Source organism: Aeromonas sp. QDB54, from assembly GCF_027707385.1.
GTDB classification, from domain to species: domain Bacteria; phylum Pseudomonadota; class Gammaproteobacteria; order Enterobacterales; family Aeromonadaceae; genus Aeromonas; species Aeromonas hydrophila.
In genome coordinates this window covers 17,398-35,293 of the sequence record NZ_JAPCIT010000034.1, presented here as the reverse complement: position 1 = coordinate 35,293, position 17,896 = coordinate 17,398, and the positions used below count along the sequence as shown (strand labels likewise).

The 17,896-nt window shown below is 62.8% G+C and carries 18 protein-coding genes; 6 read left to right on the top strand and 12 right to left on the bottom strand.

The genetic code is table 11. The features are described 5' to 3' along the window. Window positions 1–268 precede the first annotated feature (268 nt). Window positions 269–802, top strand: coding sequence for a hypothetical protein (locus PG881_RS22060; protein WP_270802895.1), 534 nt, complete (start codon window positions 269–271; stop codon window positions 800–802). A gap of 351 nt (window positions 803–1,153) precedes the next feature. Here PG881_RS22060 and ydiK read toward each other — a convergent pair whose 3' ends face one another. Together ydiK and PG881_RS22050 are read right to left on the bottom strand one after the other, a co-directional pair. Continuing rightward, window positions 1,154–2,239, bottom strand: a complete 1,086-nt coding sequence (ydiK, locus tag PG881_RS22055) for an AI-2E family transporter YdiK (RefSeq protein WP_270802893.1) — start codon at window positions 2,237–2,239, stop codon at window positions 1,154–1,156. Beyond that, window positions 2,236–3,615 (bottom strand): phosphatase PAP2 family protein, encoded by a 1,380-nt coding sequence (locus PG881_RS22050; RefSeq protein ID WP_270802891.1) that lies wholly within the window; start codon window positions 3,613–3,615, stop codon window positions 2,236–2,238. Before PG881_RS22050 ends, ydiK begins: the two co-directional genes overlap by 4 nt. Before the next feature lie 197 nt (window positions 3,616–3,812). On the opposite strand from PG881_RS22050, the gene PG881_RS22045 reads away from it, so the two are divergent. Beyond that, a complete protein-coding gene (locus tag PG881_RS22045; protein ID WP_042067905.1) occupies window positions 3,813–4,193 on the top strand; it encodes a hypothetical protein in 381 nt (126 codons plus the stop codon). 54 nt (window positions 4,194–4,247) lie between these two features. On the opposite strand, the gene PG881_RS22040 is transcribed toward PG881_RS22045, so the two are convergent. Together PG881_RS22040 and PG881_RS22035 are read right to left on the bottom strand one after the other, a co-directional pair. Continuing rightward, the gene (locus PG881_RS22040; RefSeq protein WP_135318829.1) at window positions 4,248–5,021 is read right to left on the bottom strand and encodes a substrate-binding periplasmic protein; all 774 of its coding nucleotides are present in this window, start codon (window positions 5,019–5,021) and stop codon (window positions 4,248–4,250) included. A 158-nt stretch (window positions 5,022–5,179) separates the two neighbouring features. Then, entirely contained in the window at window positions 5,180–6,415 is a 1,236-nt protein-coding gene (locus PG881_RS22035; protein ID WP_270802885.1) for a hypothetical protein, read from the bottom strand. Window positions 6,416–6,630: 215 nt separating this feature from the next. Here PG881_RS22035 and PG881_RS22030 point away from each other — a divergent pair, with 215 nt between their 5' ends. Then, entirely contained in the window at window positions 6,631–6,957 is a 327-nt protein-coding gene (locus tag PG881_RS22030) for a YnjH family protein (RefSeq protein ID WP_016352246.1), read from the top strand. Window positions 6,958–7,421: 464 nt separating this feature from the next. Here PG881_RS22030 and PG881_RS22025 read toward each other — a convergent pair whose 3' ends face one another. Beyond that, entirely contained in the window at window positions 7,422–8,870 is a 1,449-nt protein-coding gene (locus PG881_RS22025; protein WP_016352245.1) for a catalase, read from the bottom strand. Between the two features lie 163 nt (window positions 8,871–9,033). On the opposite strand from PG881_RS22025, the gene PG881_RS22020 reads away from it, so the two are divergent. Then, a complete protein-coding gene (locus tag PG881_RS22020; RefSeq protein ID WP_270802883.1) occupies window positions 9,034–9,519 on the top strand; it encodes a GNAT family N-acetyltransferase in 486 nt (161 codons plus the stop codon). After that, the gene (locus tag PG881_RS22015; protein ID WP_270802881.1) at window positions 9,516–10,373 is read left to right on the top strand and encodes an AraC family transcriptional regulator; all 858 of its coding nucleotides are present in this window, start codon (window positions 9,516–9,518) and stop codon (window positions 10,371–10,373) included. The genes PG881_RS22020 and PG881_RS22015 overlap by 4 nt, the downstream gene beginning before the upstream one ends. A gap of 77 nt (window positions 10,374–10,450) precedes the next feature. On the opposite strand, the gene PG881_RS22010 is transcribed toward PG881_RS22015, so the two are convergent. Both PG881_RS22010 and PG881_RS22005 read right to left on the bottom strand, forming a co-directional pair. Then, window positions 10,451–11,350 (bottom strand): DMT family transporter, encoded by a 900-nt coding sequence (locus PG881_RS22010; protein WP_270802879.1) that lies wholly within the window; start codon window positions 11,348–11,350, stop codon window positions 10,451–10,453. 147 nt (window positions 11,351–11,497) lie between these two features. After that, the gene (locus PG881_RS22005) at window positions 11,498–11,938 is read right to left on the bottom strand and encodes a DUF2214 family protein (RefSeq protein ID WP_011707672.1); all 441 of its coding nucleotides are present in this window, start codon (window positions 11,936–11,938) and stop codon (window positions 11,498–11,500) included. A gap of 109 nt (window positions 11,939–12,047) precedes the next feature. On the opposite strand from PG881_RS22005, the gene PG881_RS22000 reads away from it, so the two are divergent. Then, window positions 12,048–13,658, top strand: a complete 1,611-nt coding sequence (locus PG881_RS22000; RefSeq protein ID WP_039215952.1) for a sensor domain-containing diguanylate cyclase — start codon at window positions 12,048–12,050, stop codon at window positions 13,656–13,658. Between the two features lie 15 nt (window positions 13,659–13,673). On the opposite strand, the gene PG881_RS21995 is transcribed toward PG881_RS22000, so the two are convergent. Genes PG881_RS21995 through PG881_RS21975 form a run of 5 tightly spaced genes read right to left on the bottom strand, consistent with a single transcriptional unit; the run spans window position 13,674 to window position 17,888 of the window. Further along, complete coding sequence (locus PG881_RS21995; RefSeq protein ID WP_039215951.1) at window positions 13,674–14,333, bottom strand: HAD family hydrolase; 660 nt, start codon at window positions 14,331–14,333, stop codon at window positions 13,674–13,676. 39 nt (window positions 14,334–14,372) lie between these two features. Beyond that, complete coding sequence (locus PG881_RS21990) at window positions 14,373–15,380, bottom strand: ABC transporter ATP-binding protein (protein WP_270802877.1); 1,008 nt, start codon at window positions 15,378–15,380, stop codon at window positions 14,373–14,375. A 6-nt stretch (window positions 15,381–15,386) separates the two neighbouring features. Next, window positions 15,387–16,163 carry an ABC transporter permease gene (locus PG881_RS21985; RefSeq protein WP_242797156.1) on the bottom strand — a complete coding sequence of 259 codons (777 nt, stop codon included), beginning with the start codon at window positions 16,161–16,163 and terminating at the stop codon, window positions 15,387–15,389. Continuing rightward, a complete protein-coding gene (locus tag PG881_RS21980) occupies window positions 16,156–17,055 on the bottom strand; it encodes an ABC transporter permease (protein WP_270802876.1) in 900 nt (299 codons plus the stop codon). The genes PG881_RS21985 and PG881_RS21980 overlap by 8 nt, the downstream gene beginning before the upstream one ends. Then, window positions 17,055–17,888: an alkaline phosphatase family protein gene (locus tag PG881_RS21975; protein WP_270802874.1), complete on the bottom strand. Its 834-nt coding sequence runs from the start codon at window positions 17,886–17,888 to the stop codon at window positions 17,055–17,057. The genes PG881_RS21980 and PG881_RS21975 overlap by 1 nt, the downstream gene beginning before the upstream one ends. Window positions 17,889–17,896: the final 8 nt, after the last annotated feature.

Genomic DNA, 17,896 nt, shown 5'->3' with positions numbered 1-17,896 from the left:
AATCGGCTCAAACATGAAGAAATGAAATGACTGAGTCAGCCGAGAAGAATTTCCCCGCTTATTCGCACCTTCCCTAAAAGGAAAGATCGCAGAAGTTTCACCTTATATATTAATTTCGAATGACTCACGGAATTGGCCAAAAGCCGCTGACAAATCTGATATTGATTTTTCAGAGTTTAGGACTATAGATGCTCAAGATTTAGTGAAAATACATAATACATTTTCAGAAACCAAACTAGATGAACAATTCAAGGTATGGTTTAACGAAATGCGAAATATCCGTAACAAAATCATGCATTCCGTCAGTTCACAAGACTTTATCAAGCCTACTCATCTGGCCGAATCAATTTTAACTGCTCACAGTAATTTTTTCGGTGAAAATCAATGGATAAGGTCTCGTTTTATCTACCACCTAAACTCTCCAAGTAATCGAATAGAGTTTATGACAGAGTATGAGAAAGAAGGCTACAGGTATTTCGAAATTCACGAAGAGATATCTATCGCAGTAAAAGCCCTAAAACCAAGCTCAGTTGAAAAGTTTTTTGGTTTTAACAAAAAAGCTAAAGCCATGGAGTGTAACTTTTGTGAGGAGCACTTCGAAAACATTGCGTTTTATGATCATGGGCGCTGGCGAACGCACTTAATTGATACGCTGGTACAATCAGACATTAATAAACATTCATATACCTGTATTATTTGCAAAAACACTCTGAATGTTTTTGATGCGCAGTGTGTCGAATGTAGGAATACAAAAATTAATGTTGAGAGCGGCCTTTGTGTCTGGTGTAAAAACGATCTTTGAAATAGGGCTGAAAGATTAATTGTAGCCCGTAGGTTCGATTAGCCGTCAGGCGTAATCGGACGTTCGCGTAAATCTATTTCCCCGCTATAACGGCGACTCTAATTTCCCCTCTGGCAGATGCCGCTGACTTATGGATACAACCGGGACGGTGGCATCTCGATCGTCCGATTACGCTTCGCTAATCGAACCTGCATGGGACAGTAATATATGGTGAATGCAAGTTGGCGCGGATCAGCCAATCTGACGCCATCGCCATCGCCATAATCACAATCACCACAAATAACAGAGCCGCCCTTGTGGGCGGCTCCTGGTATCAGCTATGGATGGCTGAATCGTCTTTTTACTGAATCGTTATTGGGCCTTGGGCGCTTCAACCGCTGCGGCCACCGGTTGGTCATCTTCCTTGATCCAGGCATCCAGCAGGGTGTAGCCCACCGCCAGCACCACGGGGCCGATAAACAGGCCGATGATCCCCATCGCCAGCAAGCCGCCGATAACCCCCACCAGAATGAGGATCAGCGGCAGGTCGGCGCCGCGTTTGATCAGGAAGGGGCGCAGGAAGTTGTCCATGGTACCCGCCAGCAGCGACCAGACCAGCAGGAAGGTGCCCCAGGTGGTATCACCGCTCCAGTAGAGGTAGCCGACACAGGCCAGCAGCACCGGGAAGGGGCCGATCTGGGCGACGATCAGCAGGAACATCACCACCACCAGGATCATGGTGTAGGGGATGCCGGCAATCAGCAGACCCAGCCCTGCCACCGAGGATTGCACCAGCGCGGTCACCACGACCCCCATGGCCACGGCGCGGATCGCCTGTGAAGCGAGCACGGTGGCGTTGTCGCCGCGCTCACCAGCCAGTCGGTGGGCGAAGCGGCGAATGCCGGTCGCCACCACTTCACCCGAGTGGTAGAGCAGGCCGCAGATGCCGACGGTCAGCAGGAAGTGGACGAACAGCAGCCCCAGGTTGCCCGCCTGGGAGGCGAGCCAGCGGGCGGTCTGGCCGAAGTAGGGGGCCAGCTTGGCGAACAGCACCTGGCCACCGCTCGCCAGGATCTGCTGCCAGAAGTCGTAGAGTTTGCCGCCCACCAGCGGCACCTGCTGCAGCCAGAGCAGCTCGGGAGGTGGTGAATGGCTGACGGTGGTACCCAGTTCGATCAGCATGGGGGCCTTCTCCGCCACGTTGGCCAACGCCATGAAGAGCGGGATGACGAACATCAGCAGCAGTACCAGGGTCATGCTGAGGGCCGCCAGGGTGCGCTTGCCCCACAGCAGGCGCTGCACCATCAGCATCAGTGGCCAGGTGGCGATGGTGATCATGGTGGCCCACACCAGGGCGGGCAGGAAGGGGCGCAGCACCATGAAGCAGGAGATGATGAGGAGGCTGAGAAACAGCACTCCCAGGGTTATCTTGGCCAAATCCACTTTTTTCATATTCATAGCAATCCCTTGTCAGGGCCTGGGCCCTTGGGTAGCGGGTTATTTTTCACGAGTGAGAGTATCCACCAGAGGCCGGCGCTCAACCAGAGCCCCAGGCCACAATAGAGCAGCCACTGGCCGAGCAGTATGAGCCAGGAGCTGGTCAGCCAGAGCGGCAGTGCCCACCAGAGCGCCCCCAGCGGCAGGCCGCCGAGTAGCGCCAGCAGCGGTGTGCGCCAGCCGGTCTGCGCCGTGCGCGGCAGCGGCAACAGCATGCCGAGGGTCAGCCCCAGACTGAAGGTGGCCAGGCCCGCCAGCGCCGAGGATTGACTCCACCCGGCGGCCAGCGCGCAGGCGAGGGTCAGCCCGGCCCAGCTCCACGGCTTGGCCGCCAGGTTGGCGAGGCGAGGATGCAGGGCCAGCAGTAAGGCGCCAAGCAGCAGGCCTGCCGCCACATCTGACAGGAAGTGAACCCCGAGCCAGACCCGGGCCAGCCCGGTCAGGGTGGCCAGCAGCAGCGCCAGGGCGATACTGCGCCAGGGGTTGGCGGGCCAGCACCCTCTGAGCAGCACGCCCCAGAACAGCAGCGCCGAGGCGGCGTGGCCGCTCGGCATACCGAAGCCCTGGGCGCTGCCTTGTGCCAGCGCGGGATCAAGGTGGAAGGGTCTGGGCCAGCCAATCCCCTCCTTGGCTAGCTGCACCAGCAGGGTGAGGGTCAGCATGGTCAGCAGCAGTTGGCGCACCCGGGGCCAGCCCAGCCAGGGCAGCAGCAAGGGTAGCAGGGCAAGCTGAAAGGCGGCTGAACCGAACAGGTTGCTGACCTCGAGCCAGTGCACCTGGGCACCGAGCCAGGTCTGCAGCTGGTGGATCAGCGGCACTTCCATTTGGTGCAGTGCATTGCCCTCGCCACGAAAATCGGGCTGCCACTGCACGGGGCTGTCGGGAATGGTGGCCAGTTGGGGGGCCAGCCAGTCGAGCTGCGCCGGAAAACGGCGCTGATCATCCGGCAACCGGGCCGGAGCGATCAGCCTGGCATTGAGGATCTCGCCGCCCAGATTGGGGGCCCGCAACAGGGAGACAAAGCCAGAACCGGTCTGTGCGCGAATGGGTTCCAGGGTCTGGCAGGCGAACAGCAGGGCGCGCTGCCATGACCCCAGCTCGGCGATGACCCGGCCCCGCAGGCCGGTCTCTTCATACAGCTCCCGCAGCGCCGCCTGTTGTGGCGTCTCGCCCGCGTCTATGTAGCCGCCGGTCAGGCTGTAGCGGGACGAGACCCTGTCCTGTACCAGCAACAGTTGTTGTTGATGTTTGACCACGCAGACGGCAGCGCTTGGCGTGGCCAGGGCGGGCAATCCTGGCAGCAGGAGACAGAACAGCAAAAAACAGTAGCGCGACATGACCGCCTGACGAGTGAGGGAGAATGGGCACAAGCGTCACAGAAATCAGATAGTTGGGCAATGGTTTCCGGTCTGGCTTCGCGACTTGGGGCGGCCTGACGAGGGGCCGGCCGGCTTCGCAAGGATTGCCGTGGGGAGAGGCAGTCCCTAGTATTGGCAGCTATGTTATTTTCATGCAGCAAACCTTGGGACCTTCCATGAAACAGTTTGGCTTTTTTCTGGGTATCGCCATCGGCGTCATCCTGATCCTGTTCGGCAGCATCGTCATCTTCCAGGCCCTGCCTGCCGCGCTGGACGTGCTGGAGATGCCGAGCCGCATCCCCTTCGTGCGCGAGGTTTACACCTGGCTGATGACCAGCGCCAGCGGCCTGACCGGCCAGCTGGAGCAGAACTTCCTGGAGGCGTTCCAGACCGTGCTCAAGCTGATCCTGCTCATCACCTTCATGTGGGTCTGCGTCAAGCTGGTCAACATGGGGGTCTTGATCATCCGTGCCGGGGTAGACCTCATCCGCACCGCCATCGAGCACAGCGAAAGTGCCCAGGCCAAGAAATCCGATCACGACCACCACTTCCAGTGAGCGGAGCGCACCATGAAACAGGCCACCCTCGGGTGGCCTGTTTGCATCTTGGGTTTATTCGATCGTGGGCAGGTGATCCGCCGGCGGTGACTGCACCACATCCTGATAGCGGGCGATGAGCCGCTTGAAGGCCTCCCCCTGTCTGACCTTGTCGAGCGCCTGCTGCAGGCGGGCGACCTGCTGTTTGTCCGCCGCCGGGTTGAAGGCGAAGCAGTTGTCCTGATCCGCCAGGGTGGCGACGGTGACGAAGGTATCGGGTGAAAAGCCGAGCTGCCTTGCCTGGTGGAACAGCATGACTTCGTTGCCGGCCACCAGATCGGTGCGGGCCATGATGAGCTGGCGCACCACCTGATCCATGCGCTCCACCGACATCAGGTTGGCGGGGCTGATGCCCCGGTTGAGCAGCAGCTGCTCCCCCACGTCCGCCTGCATGACCCCGATCTGCAGCTTGGTCAGATCCGCCTTGCCGGTCACCTTGGGGGCATCCCGCTTGCGCCCTACCAGCGAGACCCGCGAGTGGCTGATGGGGCAGACCCAGAGAAAGTGGGGATCCCGCGCCTGGGTGTGGGCTGTGGTGAACAGCACCGCATCCGGCTGCTGGGTCAGCAGATACCAGGCCTTGGCCCAGGGCATGAAGTGGATGGGCTGCTCCGGCTCGCCCATCTCCTGCCACATCAGCCGCAGCAACTCCACCGCCAGGCCGGTGCTGTTGCCCTGCTCATCCTGGCCGTTGAACGGCATGTTCTGCTCGGAGTAATAGGTGAACGCCGAGGCGGGCAGGGCTGTGCCAAGACAGCAGCAGATCATCAGGCTGAGCAGACGCGACATGGCAGCACTCCTTGCAACAAATCGTCCTTCCAGTTTAGGGGGCTATGTCGAGAAGTTCATGATTTCCCGCGCCTGGTAGCGTGGATGGCAATTGGTTGTGGTGGGGAGCGGGAGGGCGGAAAACAGCCAGGCCGTCTTGCGATGGCCTGGTGAGGGGCTTACTTGAGCAGGGCTTCCATCTCGGCTTCGGCAGCGGCGCGCGCGGCCTCGGCCTTGGCGGCCGCATCCGTTGCGGTGGCAGTGGCGCCGCTGACCGCCTGTTTGGCGGGCTCGGTCACGGCCTTGGTGGCCTGTTGCTGTACGGTGGCAGCGGCGCTGCTAGCCACTTGCTTGACTGGTTCGGTCACAGCCTTGGTGGCCTGCTGCACGGTGGCAGTGGCGCTGCTGACTGCCTGCTTGGCCGGTTCGGTCACGGCCTTGGTGGCCTGCTGCTGAACGGTGGCAGTGGCGCTGCTGACCGCCTGTTTGGTTGGCTCGGTCACAGCCTTGGTTGCCTGCTGCTGCACGGTGGCTGTGGTGTTGGTAGCCGCTTGCTTGGCCGGTTCGGTCACGGCCTTGGTGGCCTGTTGCTGAACGGTGGCAGTGGCGCTGCTGGCCGCCTGCTTGGTGGGCTCGGTCACGGCCTTGGTGGCCTGCTGCTGCACGGTGGCAGTGGCGCTGCTGACCGCCTGCTTGGCCGGTGCGGTAACGGCCTTGGTGGCCTGCTGCTGCACGGTAGCAGTGGCGCTGCTGGCCGCCTTGCCGGCCTGTTGCTGGGCCGAGGTAGCGGCGCCGTTCACGACCTGCTTGGTGGTGTCAGCCATGGTCTTGCTGGCGCCCTGCTGCAGGGAACCCAGCACGCTGCCAAATACCGAGCTGGTGGTGGCGGCGCCAGTCAGGCCCTTGGTCGCCGAGCCGGTCAGACTGTTGGTGGCGCCGGTGAGTGCGCTGGTCGCCGGATTGCCCTGTGTCTGCCAGTTCTGCATCTCGGTCGGCCAGCTCGGGGCGCCGGCCGCCAGGTTCTCGCCAAAGACCTGGGGCGTACCGTCCCCCTTGAGCAGCATGACGGACATCTGGTTGGTCTGTGAGTTCCACACCATGCCGGCCTGCTTGGCGACGTCCGGCACGGGGGCGTAGCGGGAGACCACGTAGAACAGTGGCCCTTCCTGCTGCAGCTCGTTGGCGGTCTTGAGCAACTGAATGGTGCTGTCGTAATTGGGGCCGAGGATGCTGGTCATCCGGTCCTTGATCAGCGGCTGTTCAAACAGATTGGCTTCATTGGGATCGAAGCCGACCAGGGGTTTGAGCAGGGCCCACATCAGCTGGCTGGTGGGGCTCATCATCAACAGGGGGGCGACGCAGGCGGACAACATCAGGCTCAGGCAGGCCGCCTGGAGCAACGGCATGATACGCATTGGGATAATATCCAAATAACGATTTGATTAATAAGGTTATATTCGTCGAGAACCGACAAATCCACCGGGGTTTTCCTGCACCTGTTTTGACGGGTATGAGCAGGCGCTGGCAGGCTATCATATTGGCTTGGGAATGCCAGCGAGGGCGCTGCTTATTAATCAAGTTTGTGTCGTTTCCGGTCGCCTGAACCTTCTATCGAGTGAGGAGAGACATCATGTATCTGGGCAAGAGGGTAGGTGGCTGGCTGTGGCTGGCGCTGCTGGGCGGTGCGACCGGCACCGGCGTGGCGGCAGAGCCAAAGCGGGCGGAAGTGGGAGCCGAACTGGTGTTGCCGCTGGGCTCGCTGCCGGAGCGAGTCTGCTGGTATCAGGATCAGAAATATTCGCTGGGGGCCAGGATCCAGCAGGGCGACAGCTGGCTGGAGTGCGCCCCGCAAAACGAGCTGGAGAGCAACGGGCCACTGGCCTGGCGCGAGCCGCAAAGGGCGTTGCATGAGGCCGGAAAGGCGACGAAGAGCGGTACCATCAGCGTCGGTCAGTGAGGCTTTTCTTGATCCAGCTAAAGACATGGACGTGACCTCTATCGCATAATGCGGCTCTTTTCCTCTCTTGGCTGGAACCTAAGAAATGGCTCGTCGCTCTTCCAATGCACAACGTCGTCGCAGTAGCTGGTGGTACAAACGCCTGTTGGCAAGGGAGCGGGAAGAGCGCGAAGCGCGTTCCGTCCGGGATTGATACAGCAGTGAAAACAGAGCCTTTGGCTCTGTTTTTTATTCATCACCGCAGACGATCACCGTGACACTCTGCCTATGCACAGCATGGTTGCCGTAACGGGTAGTACAAACACCTGTTGGCAAGGGCGCGGGAAGCACGTTCCGTCCGGAATTGAGACAACAATGAAAACGGAGCCCTGGGCTCCGTTTTTTTATTTATCAAATACCGTCATGACGAGAACGGGGGCCAGCAGGCCCCCGTTTTGCTTTTGCAGATGTTGGCTGCCTGCGACTTAGCGCTGCAGGGCGGCCAGCGCCAGCTCGACCCGCTTGGCGTACTCGGGGTCGGCCTGCTCGAAGTGCTTGAGCTGGGCCGCGACGATGGCGTCATCCTCCACGTTGACGAGGGAACGCGCCAGGTTGGCGGCGAGGCGCGAGCGCTGCCCCTCGTCCATGATCCGGAACAGGTTGCCCGGCTGGCTGTAGTAGTCGCTGTCGTAGTCGCGAAAATCGTAGTGCAGGGCGGCCCCTTCCAGACTCAGCGCCGGCTCGTGCTGCTCGCTCGGCTGCTGGGTGCCGAAGCGGTTCGGCTGGTAGTTGGGGCTGGCGCCGCCATTGCTGTCGGCCCGCATGGCGCCGTCGCGGTGGGCACCGTGGTGGAACGGGCAGCGCGGGGCATTGACCGGCAGCAGGCCGTGGTTGACGCCGAGGCGATAGCGCTGGGTGTCACCGTAGGAGAACAGCCGTCCCTGCAGCATGCGATCCGGCGAGAAGCCGATGCCGGGCACCACGTTGGCCGGGGTGAAGGCGGCCTGCTCCACATGGGCGAAGTAGTTGTCCGGGTTCTGGTTGAGTTCCAGCACGCCGACCGGGATCAGCGGGTAGTCGCTGTGCGGCCACACCTTGGTGAGGTCGAACGGGTGGATCTGGTAGGTCTGGGCTTCGGCCTCCGGCATCACCTGCACATAGACCTTCCAGCGCGGGAAGTCGCCCCGTTCGATGGCGTTGAACAGATCGGCCTGACTGGTCTCCCGATCCTGGCCGACGGCGGTGGCAGCCTCTTCATCGGTGTAGAAGCTGTGGCCCTGCTCGGTCTTGAAGTGGAACTTGACCCAGAAGCGCTCGTTGGCGTCGTTGATGAAGCTGAAGGTGTGGCTGCCGTAGCCGTTCATCTCGCGCAGGCTCTTGGGGATGCCGCGATCGCTGAACAGTATGGTGACCTGGTGCAGGGACTCGGGATGGCGGGACCAGAAGTCCCAGGCGGCGGTGGCGCTGCGCAGGTTGGTGCGCGGATCCCGCTTCTGGGTGTGGATGAAGTCGGGGAATTTCAGCGGATCGCGAATGAAGAACACCGGGGTGTTGTTGCCCACCAGATCCCAGTTGCCCTGTTCGGTGTAGAACTTGAGGGCGAAGCCGCGCACGTCGCGCTCGGCGTCGGCGGCGCCCTTCTCACCGGCCACGGTGGAGAAGCGCAGGAACACCGGGGTCTGCTTGCCGACGGCATTGAACAGGTCGGCCTTGCTGAAGGCGCTGATGTCATGGGTCACGGTAAAGGTGCCGTAGGCGCCCGAGCCTTTAGCGTGAACCACCCGCTCCGGGATCCGTTCCCGATCGAAGTGAGCCAACTTTTCCATCAACCAGATGTCTTGCATCAGCACCGGGCCGCGGGGGCCGGCAGTGAGGCTGTTGTTGTTGTCGACAACGGGGGCGCCATTGGCACTGTGCAGGGTCTTGTCGTTCATGGTGCTTCTCCTTGTTGGTGAGCCTTGAGTCTATAACAAGGAAAAACCAGGGAACCAATGGGCCCTCCCTCGCCCTTTGATAGGCATCACAAATGGGTGGCGCTGGGGGGATGACCGGACCCTTCTGATGCTGCATGATGAGGTTTTCGAGAAGGAGCCTCAGATGCAGATCACCATTCGTCACGCCGAACCGGCCGATGCCCCCGCCTTGCGGGATCTCTATGCCATGCCCAACGCCCAGGCGGGCACCCTGCAACTGCCCTATCCGACCCTGGGCGTCTGGCAGAAGCGGCTGGAGAGCGGCAGCGTGGTGGCGTTGGTGGCCGAGATCGATGGCCTGCTGGTGGGCCAGCTCTCGCTGCATATGGAGCCCAACCCCAGGCGCAAGCACGTGGCCTGTATCGGCATGGGGGTGCGGGATGACTGGGTCGGCAAGGGAGTGGGCTCCGCCCTGCTGGGGGCCGCGCTGGAGATGGCCGACAACTGGCTCAACCTGCAACGCGTCGAACTCACCGTCTACACCGACAATCAGGGGGCACTGGCGCTCTATCGCAAGTTCGGCTTCGTCGAGGAGGGGTTGGCCCGCGGCTACGCCTTTCGCCAAGGTGAGTACGTGGATGCCCTCTACATGGCGAGGATCCGGCCATGATCGACTACCGCCGCCGGCTCATCCCGGTGCTGCGGGCGCTGGAGCAGGATCCGGATCTCTCCATCGAGGCGCTGGCGGAGCGGGCCTGTCTCTCCCTCTACCATTTTCATCGGGTGTTCACCGCCGTGGCGGGGGAGGCGCCGGGGGAGATGTGCCGGCGCTTGCGCATGCAGCGGGCCGCCTGGCAGCTCTGCTACACCGATGCCAGCATCACCGCCATCGCGCTGGGGGCGGGGCTAGGCAGCTCCCAGGCGTTTGCCAAGGCCTTTCGTCGCTACTATGGCTGCACACCGGGCGCGTTTCGCAGTGACAAGAGCAAGAATGGACACCTGGAGAGCAAGGATGGACACGCATGGGATGGCCCGTCCCCTTATGCTGAAGGCCACTCATCAGCAAGGAGCAACACCATGAAAACTGTCGAGATGGACGCCCGCACCCTGGCCTATATCCGGGTCACCGGTCCCTATGGCGAGGGTTATGATGCCGTCTGCGGCCGCCTGCAGCAGTGGGCCGCTGTGCGAGGGCTGGAGGGCGGGGAGTGGATCTTCATCTACCACGACAACCCGGAGGTGACGCCGCCGGCCCAGTGCCGCACCGACATCGGCATCACTGTGCCGCCCCAGACCCGGGGTGAGGGCGAGGTGGAGACCCAGCTCATCCCGGCTGGCCGTTATGCCCAGTCTCGTTACCTCATCACCGACCGCAACCAGTACGGACCGCGCTGGCAGGAGCATGTGGGCGACATAGTGGCGGCCGGGCTGGAGTTTGGCAGCGGCCCCTGCTTCGAGCTCTACCACAGCGTGAGCAACGATCCCCTGCGCGACGACGTGAGCTTCTGCTCCAGCGTACGCTAGGCGTGCGGCCATAAAACGAGGCGCCCTGGGCGCCTCGTTTTATTTGGGGTCACTGGCGTTCCGGCATGCCTGTAACGTCAGGGTTGGCTCGGCACCTTGTCCCGCCGGGACTTCCACCACCAGCGCAGGCGGATCTGGGAGATCAGCATGCCTGCCAGCATCAGGGCGCAGCCTACCATGGCGCGCTCGTCGAGGGTTTCTCCCAGCAACAGCACGCCACCGATGGCGGCGAACACCGTCTCCAGGCTGAGGATGATGGCGGCATGGGCCGGATGGGCGCCGCGCTGACCCACTACCTGCAGGGTGTAACCCACCCCGACCGACACTAGACCGGCATAGAGCAGGGCCTGCCAGCCGGCCACCGCGCCGCTCAGACTGGGGGTCTCGATGACCAGCGCCGTGCCCAGACTGAGCAGGCTGCACACCACGAACTGAACGCCGGCGAGGCGAATGGGGGCGACCCGGCTCGAGTAGTGATCCAGCACCAGCAGGTGTATGGCCCAGAACAGGGCGCCCATCACCTGCAGCAGGTCGCCGTAGCCGATGGTGAAATCCTCGGTGACGCTGAGGTAGTAGAGCCCCGCCATGGCGATGAGGGCGCCAACCCAGGTGTTGGCCCCCGTCTTGTGGCGCAGGGCGAGCCCGATCACCGGCACCAGTATGATGTAGAGACCGGTGATGAAACCCGCCTTGGCTGCCGTGGTGTAGAGCAGCCCCACCTGTTGCAGCGAGGCGGCGCTGAACAGCACGGTACCGGCGATGAGGCCGCCGGTCAGCAGCAGACGCCGATCACCGGTCTGTGCGGTGGGTTGCCGGGATTTGAGCCACCATAGTAGCGGCAGCAGGGAGGCGGCCCCCAACAGAAAGCGCAGGCCGTTGAAGGTGTAAGGCCCCATGTGGTCCATCCCGAGCCGCTGGGCCACGAAGCCCAGCCCCCAGATGGCGGCGGCCATCAATAACATCATGTTCGAACGCATAGATTCATCCCTGAAAGACGGACGGGCAGGGCCGTGCCGCAAAGCGCCAGCCTCCAAGATAACCGTGCGCGGGGGGATTTGTCTTTAGCTTCGATGAGGTTGGCAGTGTGAGCGGTTATCCCACGGCCTTGCCGCAGCTCGTGCGGCTCAACCGTTGGCGATGCCGGCCAGCAGGGGGATGAGGGCCAGCAGCAGCAGGTTGCCGCGCAGGATCCAGATCACCCAGAACTGCTGCTGGATGGAGACCATGGGGGCGCGCCCTTGGCGCAGGGAGCGGCGCCAGCGGTAGAAGAGACGGCTGGGGTAGCCAAAGCTGATGGCCATCACGCAGAACAGCAGCAGCTTGGTGCGGTAGCCCGGATTGGCGAGCAGTACGGACGGCTCGTCGGGGTGGGCAAGCACCTGCAACACCCCGGTGATGAAGATGAGCAGCAGGGCCAGCGCCGCCAGGCCGTCGGCCAGCAGCAGCTTGCGCACCTGCTCGATGGACATGCCGCGACGGAACAGAAAATATTCGGAGGTGATCGCTCCGGTCAGGGTGATCACGGCGCAGTAGTGCAGCGCCATCAACAGATCCGGGTTCAGCATCCTTGTCGATTACCTCTCGTTGAGCAGATGGTCAGCTTCCCTTTGGACGCCATCTCGCGCTGCTGATATTCTGACACTACGCGTTGTCTGGCAATAGCAGGAGTCAGGATTGGATAAACGAGCGGTCTCCAAAAAAACCTGGTCCCTGGTTGCCCGGATGCGTCTGGGCCTGCTTCTGCTGTTCATCCCGGTATTGATGCTGGGGGGTATCTACTACCTGCACATGGAACGCAGCCTGCAAAACGAGCTGCAGCAGCGCCTGCTCGCCACCAATCACCAGCTGCGCCACGTCTTCATCGAACCCTATCTGCACGAGATGGAACGCCAGTTCACCCTCATCTACGACCAGGTGCAGGTGGCGGACATCAGCGGCCCCCGTCTGCACAACACCGAGACCTATCTGAAGGAGTGGCAGCTCTACAAGGGGGTCATGGCCGATCTGGTCTACATCTACATCGGTACCGCCGAACGCCAGATGCTGATCTACCCCGCCTGGCAGGCGGATGCCAACTTCGATCCCAGGGTTCGCCCCTGGTATCAGCTGGCCAGCCAGCACGTGGGCAAGATGGTCTGGACCGAGCCCTATTACGACTATACCAACGGCAATCTGGTGATCGCCCTGGCGCGGGCCCTGACCGACAAGGAGGGCAAGGTGCGCGGGGTCTTTGCGATGGATGCCATCCTGGCCCCCTTTTCCGCCCAGCTGAATCGCCAGCTGGGGGATGGCTACCAGATGGTCGTCAACCAGTCCGGCAAGGTGCTGGCACATCCTGACACCGCCCAACTGCTCAAACCCATGGCCCACCCCGAGTGGCTCTCCCGCTTCAGCCAGGAGGACGGCATCTTTCTGGACAAGGCCTCCAGCCAGTTCGTGGCCTACAGCAAGCTGCCCGAGCGCAACTGGGTGCTGATCAGCGTGCAGCCGGCGGCCAGCGTGATGGCGGTGGTGGAGCGGGTCTCCCTCAACGTGCAGCTGATGGTGGCGCTGGCCTGCGTGCTCTACGTGATGCTGGCGCTGGTCTGGTCCCGCTATTTTCGCCGCATGCTCGACGAGATCTCCAGCATGATCCGGGCGAGCCGGATGCAGCCCGATGACGTGCCGCAGGGGGGGATGCGCGAGCTCAGACACGTCTATGCCGAGCTGGCGGAGGTGAGCAAGGATTATCACGAGGCGCGCCAGCAGGCCAATCTCGACAAGCTGACCGGCCTCTACAACCGCCGTTTCTTCGATGAACGCGTCAATCGTCTGCTGTTCGAGCATCAGCCGTTCTGCCTGGCCATGGTGGATCTGGACGATTTCAAACGGGTCAACGATACCTTCGGCCATCAGACCGGGGACGTGGTGCTCAAGCGGGTGTCCAAGCTGGGCATGCGACTGCTGGGGGATCACGGCTGGGTCTGCCGCTACGGCGGCGAGGAGCTGGTGGTGCTGCTGGTCAACCCGGACATTCACTTCTGCCAGATGCTGCTGGAGCAGTTCCGCAAGGGGGTGGAGTCACTGGACTGGCGCGAGCCCGAGCTCAGGATCACCTTCAGCGGCGGGCTGGTAGCCAGTCAGGCGGGGATGGATGGCAAGACGCTGCTGGAGATCGCCGATGCCGAGGTGTACCGGGCCAAACGCGACGGCAAGAACCGCATCTATCTGGGCAGGCCGGAGGCGAAGAGACAGGAGGATGCGCCCCCTGCCGACGATGCACTGCTGAGCAAGGAAGAGGCCTGAGGGCCTCTTCTTCATTCAGGAGGCCAGCTGCCAGTCGAGGGTGGGCCAGGCCTGCTCGATGGCGATCTGACGCAGACCGGGCGCCGGGTTGACCGCGTGGGGGTGGGTTACCGCTTGCAGCAGCGGTAGATCGTTGTGGGAGTCGCTGTAGCCGTGGCTCTCCTGCCAGGGGTTGGCGCTGGCGGCAAACAGCTGGTTGATGCGGGCCACCTTGCCCTCGCGAAAGCTGAGGGTGCCGCGGGTCTGGCCGGTCAGCATGCCGGCCTCCTCGTCCAGCAGGATGGCCACGCAGTGATCCATCCCCAGCATCTGCGCCATGGGGGCCACCAGATGTTCGCCGGAGGCGGAGATGAGCACCAGTTCGTCGCCGCGCTGGCGGTGCCACTCGATGCGTGCCAGCCCCTCCGGGTAGATACGATCGCGCAGTACCTGCTCGGCAAAGCGGGCGCAGAGCGAGTCGAGCCACTGGCGCGTCTTGCCCGCCAGCGGTTGCAGGGTGAAGGCCATGTACTGGTGCATGTCCATCTTGCCCTGATGGTAGAGGGACATCATCGCCTGCTCCTCGGCGATCATGCTGGCCGGAGCCAGCTCCTCGGCCACCATGTACGCCAGCCAGAGGCTGGCGGAATCCCCGGCAATCAGGGTCTCGTCCAGATCAAACAGTGCCAGTGCCATGGGCGCTCCTCGCAGTAAAAATGGAAATGAAATGCGGTGTCATGCTACCTCACAGAGCTGATCCCGGGCCACCACCAGGGTCACGGCGCTGCCCACGGCCAGCAGATCGCCGGCGGAGCGGTTGAGGCAGTCCACCGTCAGCAGGCCCGCCGCGCAGGTCACCTGATAGCGGATGACGTTGCCGAGCAGTTGCCGCCCGCTGATGACCCCCGGCAGGTGAGGTTCATCGCTGTGGGCGCCGGCCGGCAGCAGGGAGAGAGACTCGGGTCGCAGCGCCAGCTTGCCCTGAAAACGGGGGCCAAACAGCGACTTGCCCTGCTCTGCGCCAAGCAGGTTGTAGTTGCCGATAAAGCTCGCCACGAACTCGCTGGCGGGACGGGTGTAGATCTGCTCCGGCGTGCCGCTCTGCACGATGGATCCCTTGTTCATCAGGAAGATCCGGTCCGACATGGTCAGCGCTTCCTCCTGATCGTGGGTGACGAAGATGGTGGTGAGCTCAAGGCGCTGCTGGATCTCGCGGATCTGCTGGCGCAAGCTGCGGCGGATGCGGGCATCCAGCGCCGAGAGCGGCTCGTCCAGCAGCAGGATCCGCGGCTGCACCACCAGGGCGCGGGCCAGCGCCACCCGCTGGCGCTGGCCGCCGGAGAGTTCGGCCGGATAGCGGCGCTCGAAGCCGGTCAGCTCCACCAGCGCCAGCGCCTCTTGCACGCTGGCGGCGAGATCCCGTCCCGGCTGGGGCTTCATCTTGAGGCCAAAGGCGACGTTGTCCCGCACCGTCATGTTGGGGAACAACGCGTAGCTCTGGAACACCATGCCGATGCCCCGCTTCTGGGGCTCCTGCCAAGTGATGTCTTCACCGGCCACCCGCACCTGACCGCCATCCACCGGGGTGAGCCCGGCCAGCGCCCGCAGCAGGGTGGACTTGCCGCAGCCGGAGGGGCCGAGCAGGGTCACCAGCTCCCCCTTGCGGATGCCGAATTCAATCCCCTCGAACACCTTGGTGTCGCCGTAGGATTTGTGCAGTTGATTCACTTCTAGATGGAACATGTTGATTCACCGATGAAATCTGTTCGCCGCCCAGGTGAGCAGCAGGGTCAGCAGGAAGTAGCTCATCACCAGCGCGCTGGTGAAGTGGCCCGAGGTTGAACGCATGTTGTAGAGGTAGACCTGCAGGGTCTCGTAACGGGTACCCACCAGCATGTTGGCAAACACGAACTCGCCGAGCAGGAAGGAGAGCGAGAGAAACAGCGCCGCCAGCAGCCCCTTGCGCAGGCAGGGGATCACCACCAGCAGGAAGGCGCGGGCGCTGCTCGCCCCCAGCAGATGGGCGGCATCCATCAGATCTTTCAGCGGCACCCCCTGCAGGCTGTTGGCCAGCGCCCGGTACATGAAGGGGAGCACCACGGTGAACCAGGTGCCGATCAGGATCCATGGCGTGCCGATAATCGGCAGGGCGCCATCGGCGTAGATCTGCAGCAGCCCGACCGAGGAGACCACCGGCGGTACCGCGAAGGGGAGCAGGATCAACAGGTTCATCCAGGGATCCAGCTTGGGAAAGTAGTAGGCCACCACCAACACGGTCGGTACCAGCACCAGAGTGCCCAGCAACAGGGTGGCGAAGCAGACCAAGAGGCTGCGGCCAAATGCCGCCAGAAAGCGCGGATCGCCCCACAGCTTGAGATACCAGTCGAGGGTGAAGCCATCCGGCAGCAGGGTCGCCCCCCAGCGGGTGGAGATGGAGTAGAGAAAGGTAGCCAGCAGCGGCAGCAGCAGGGTGGCGACCAGCGCCCCCAGCACCCAGCGGGGCCAGCTCGGTTGCAGATCACGCATGGGATTGCCCCTTGTTCACATAGCTCTTTTTCAGCAGCCACTGGTTGGCGGCCGTCACGACCCCCAGCAGCACCATCAGGATCACCGCCAGCGCCGCCGCCATATTGGGCTCGAGGAAGATGTCGCCGGAGACCAGGCTGGCCACCCGGATGGTCACCAGATTGAAGTTGCCGGTGGTGAGGGCATAGGCGGAGGCATAGGCCCCCACCGCGTTGGCAAACAGGATGATCAGGGTGCCGAGCAGGGCAGGGGTGAGCACCGGCAGCGCCACGTGCCACACATACTGCCCCTTGCTCGCGCCGAGCAGTGCGGCGGCCTGCGGCCACTCATCCTGCAGCGCATCGAAGGCCGGGTAGAGCAGCAGCAGGGCGAGCGGGATCTGGAAGTAGGTGTAGATGAGGATGAGGCCGCTGCCCGAGTAGAGGTTGAAGCCGTCGATGAGGCCCCAGGATTTCAGCAGCAGGGTCACCGCGCCGTTGATGCCAAGAATGATGATGAAGGCGAACGCCAGCGGCACCCCGCTGAAGTTGCCGGTCATGGTGACAAAGGCCAGCAGCACCCGTTTGACCCGCTCGCCGCTGTGGCGCAGCGCCGCGGCCCCGAGCGTGCCGATGGCAAGCCCCGCCAGACTGGCGATGCCGGCGATGCGCAAGGAGTTGCCGAACGATTGCAGGTAGAAGGGGGAGCTCAGGATCTCCCGGTAGTAGTCGAGGCCCCAGCCATCGGGGGTCTGAAAACTGCCCACCAGCACCCACACCATGGGGGCGAGCTGGAACAGGATCATCAAGAGGACAAACGGCAGCAGCACCAGCGCGGGCAGCCAGTGGCGGCGCAGCCGGTGCCGGGTGATGGCGGGTTGATCCGCCAGGATCTCGGTGGTGGCGGGCATCATCAGTGCACCTCCGGCTGGTTGCCGGCCTTGAGCAGCGGCGGGCCGCTCGGCTTGTCGTGGGGTACACCCAGCAGGTCGGCCATCAGGGCGCAGAGCTGAGTCTGCTGCATGGCGGGGCCGGCGGGCCACTGGGCCACAAACGCATCGCCAAACAGCCAGAGCGGTACCCGGCGCTCCTCGGCCAGGGTGCCGCCGTGGCTCAAGTCGTTGTTCATGCCGTGATCCGAGGTGATCACCACCTGATACCCCTCCGCCAGCCACTGGGGCAGCAGGTCGGCCAGCAGGCTGTCCATCCGGCGCGCCTGATTGCGGTACTGGCGGGAATCGAGACCAAACTGGTGGCCGGCATCATCCACCCCCATCGGGTGGATCAGCAGGAAATCGGGGTCGTACTGGCTGCGCAGCCACTCGCCGTCCATCAGCAGATGGCTGTCGGGGTAGTTGTCATCCCAGTAGAAGCAGCCGTGCTGGATGGGCAGTCGCTCGTCATGGGTGAAGCGATCACGGGCCGCTTGCCAGGGGCTCTGGTTGTAGAGCTCGCTCACCCAGTGGTAGGCCGCCGCCGCGGTTCGTTTGCCGCCCACGCGGGCCAGATGGAAGATGGACTCCTGCCGGCTGAGACGGCTCACCCCGTTGTGGGTGATGCCGCTCTCCACCGGCGGGACGCCGGTCAGGATGCACTCGTAGAGGGGCCGGGAGAGGGAGGGCAGGGCGCAGCTCAGGGTTGCCTGCAACCCCTGGCCCGCCTCCACCATGCCCGCGAGGTAGCCCATGCAATGGGCTACCTCGGCAGAGAGGCCATCCACAAGTACCACTATCACCTTGTGTTGCACTGGCCGCT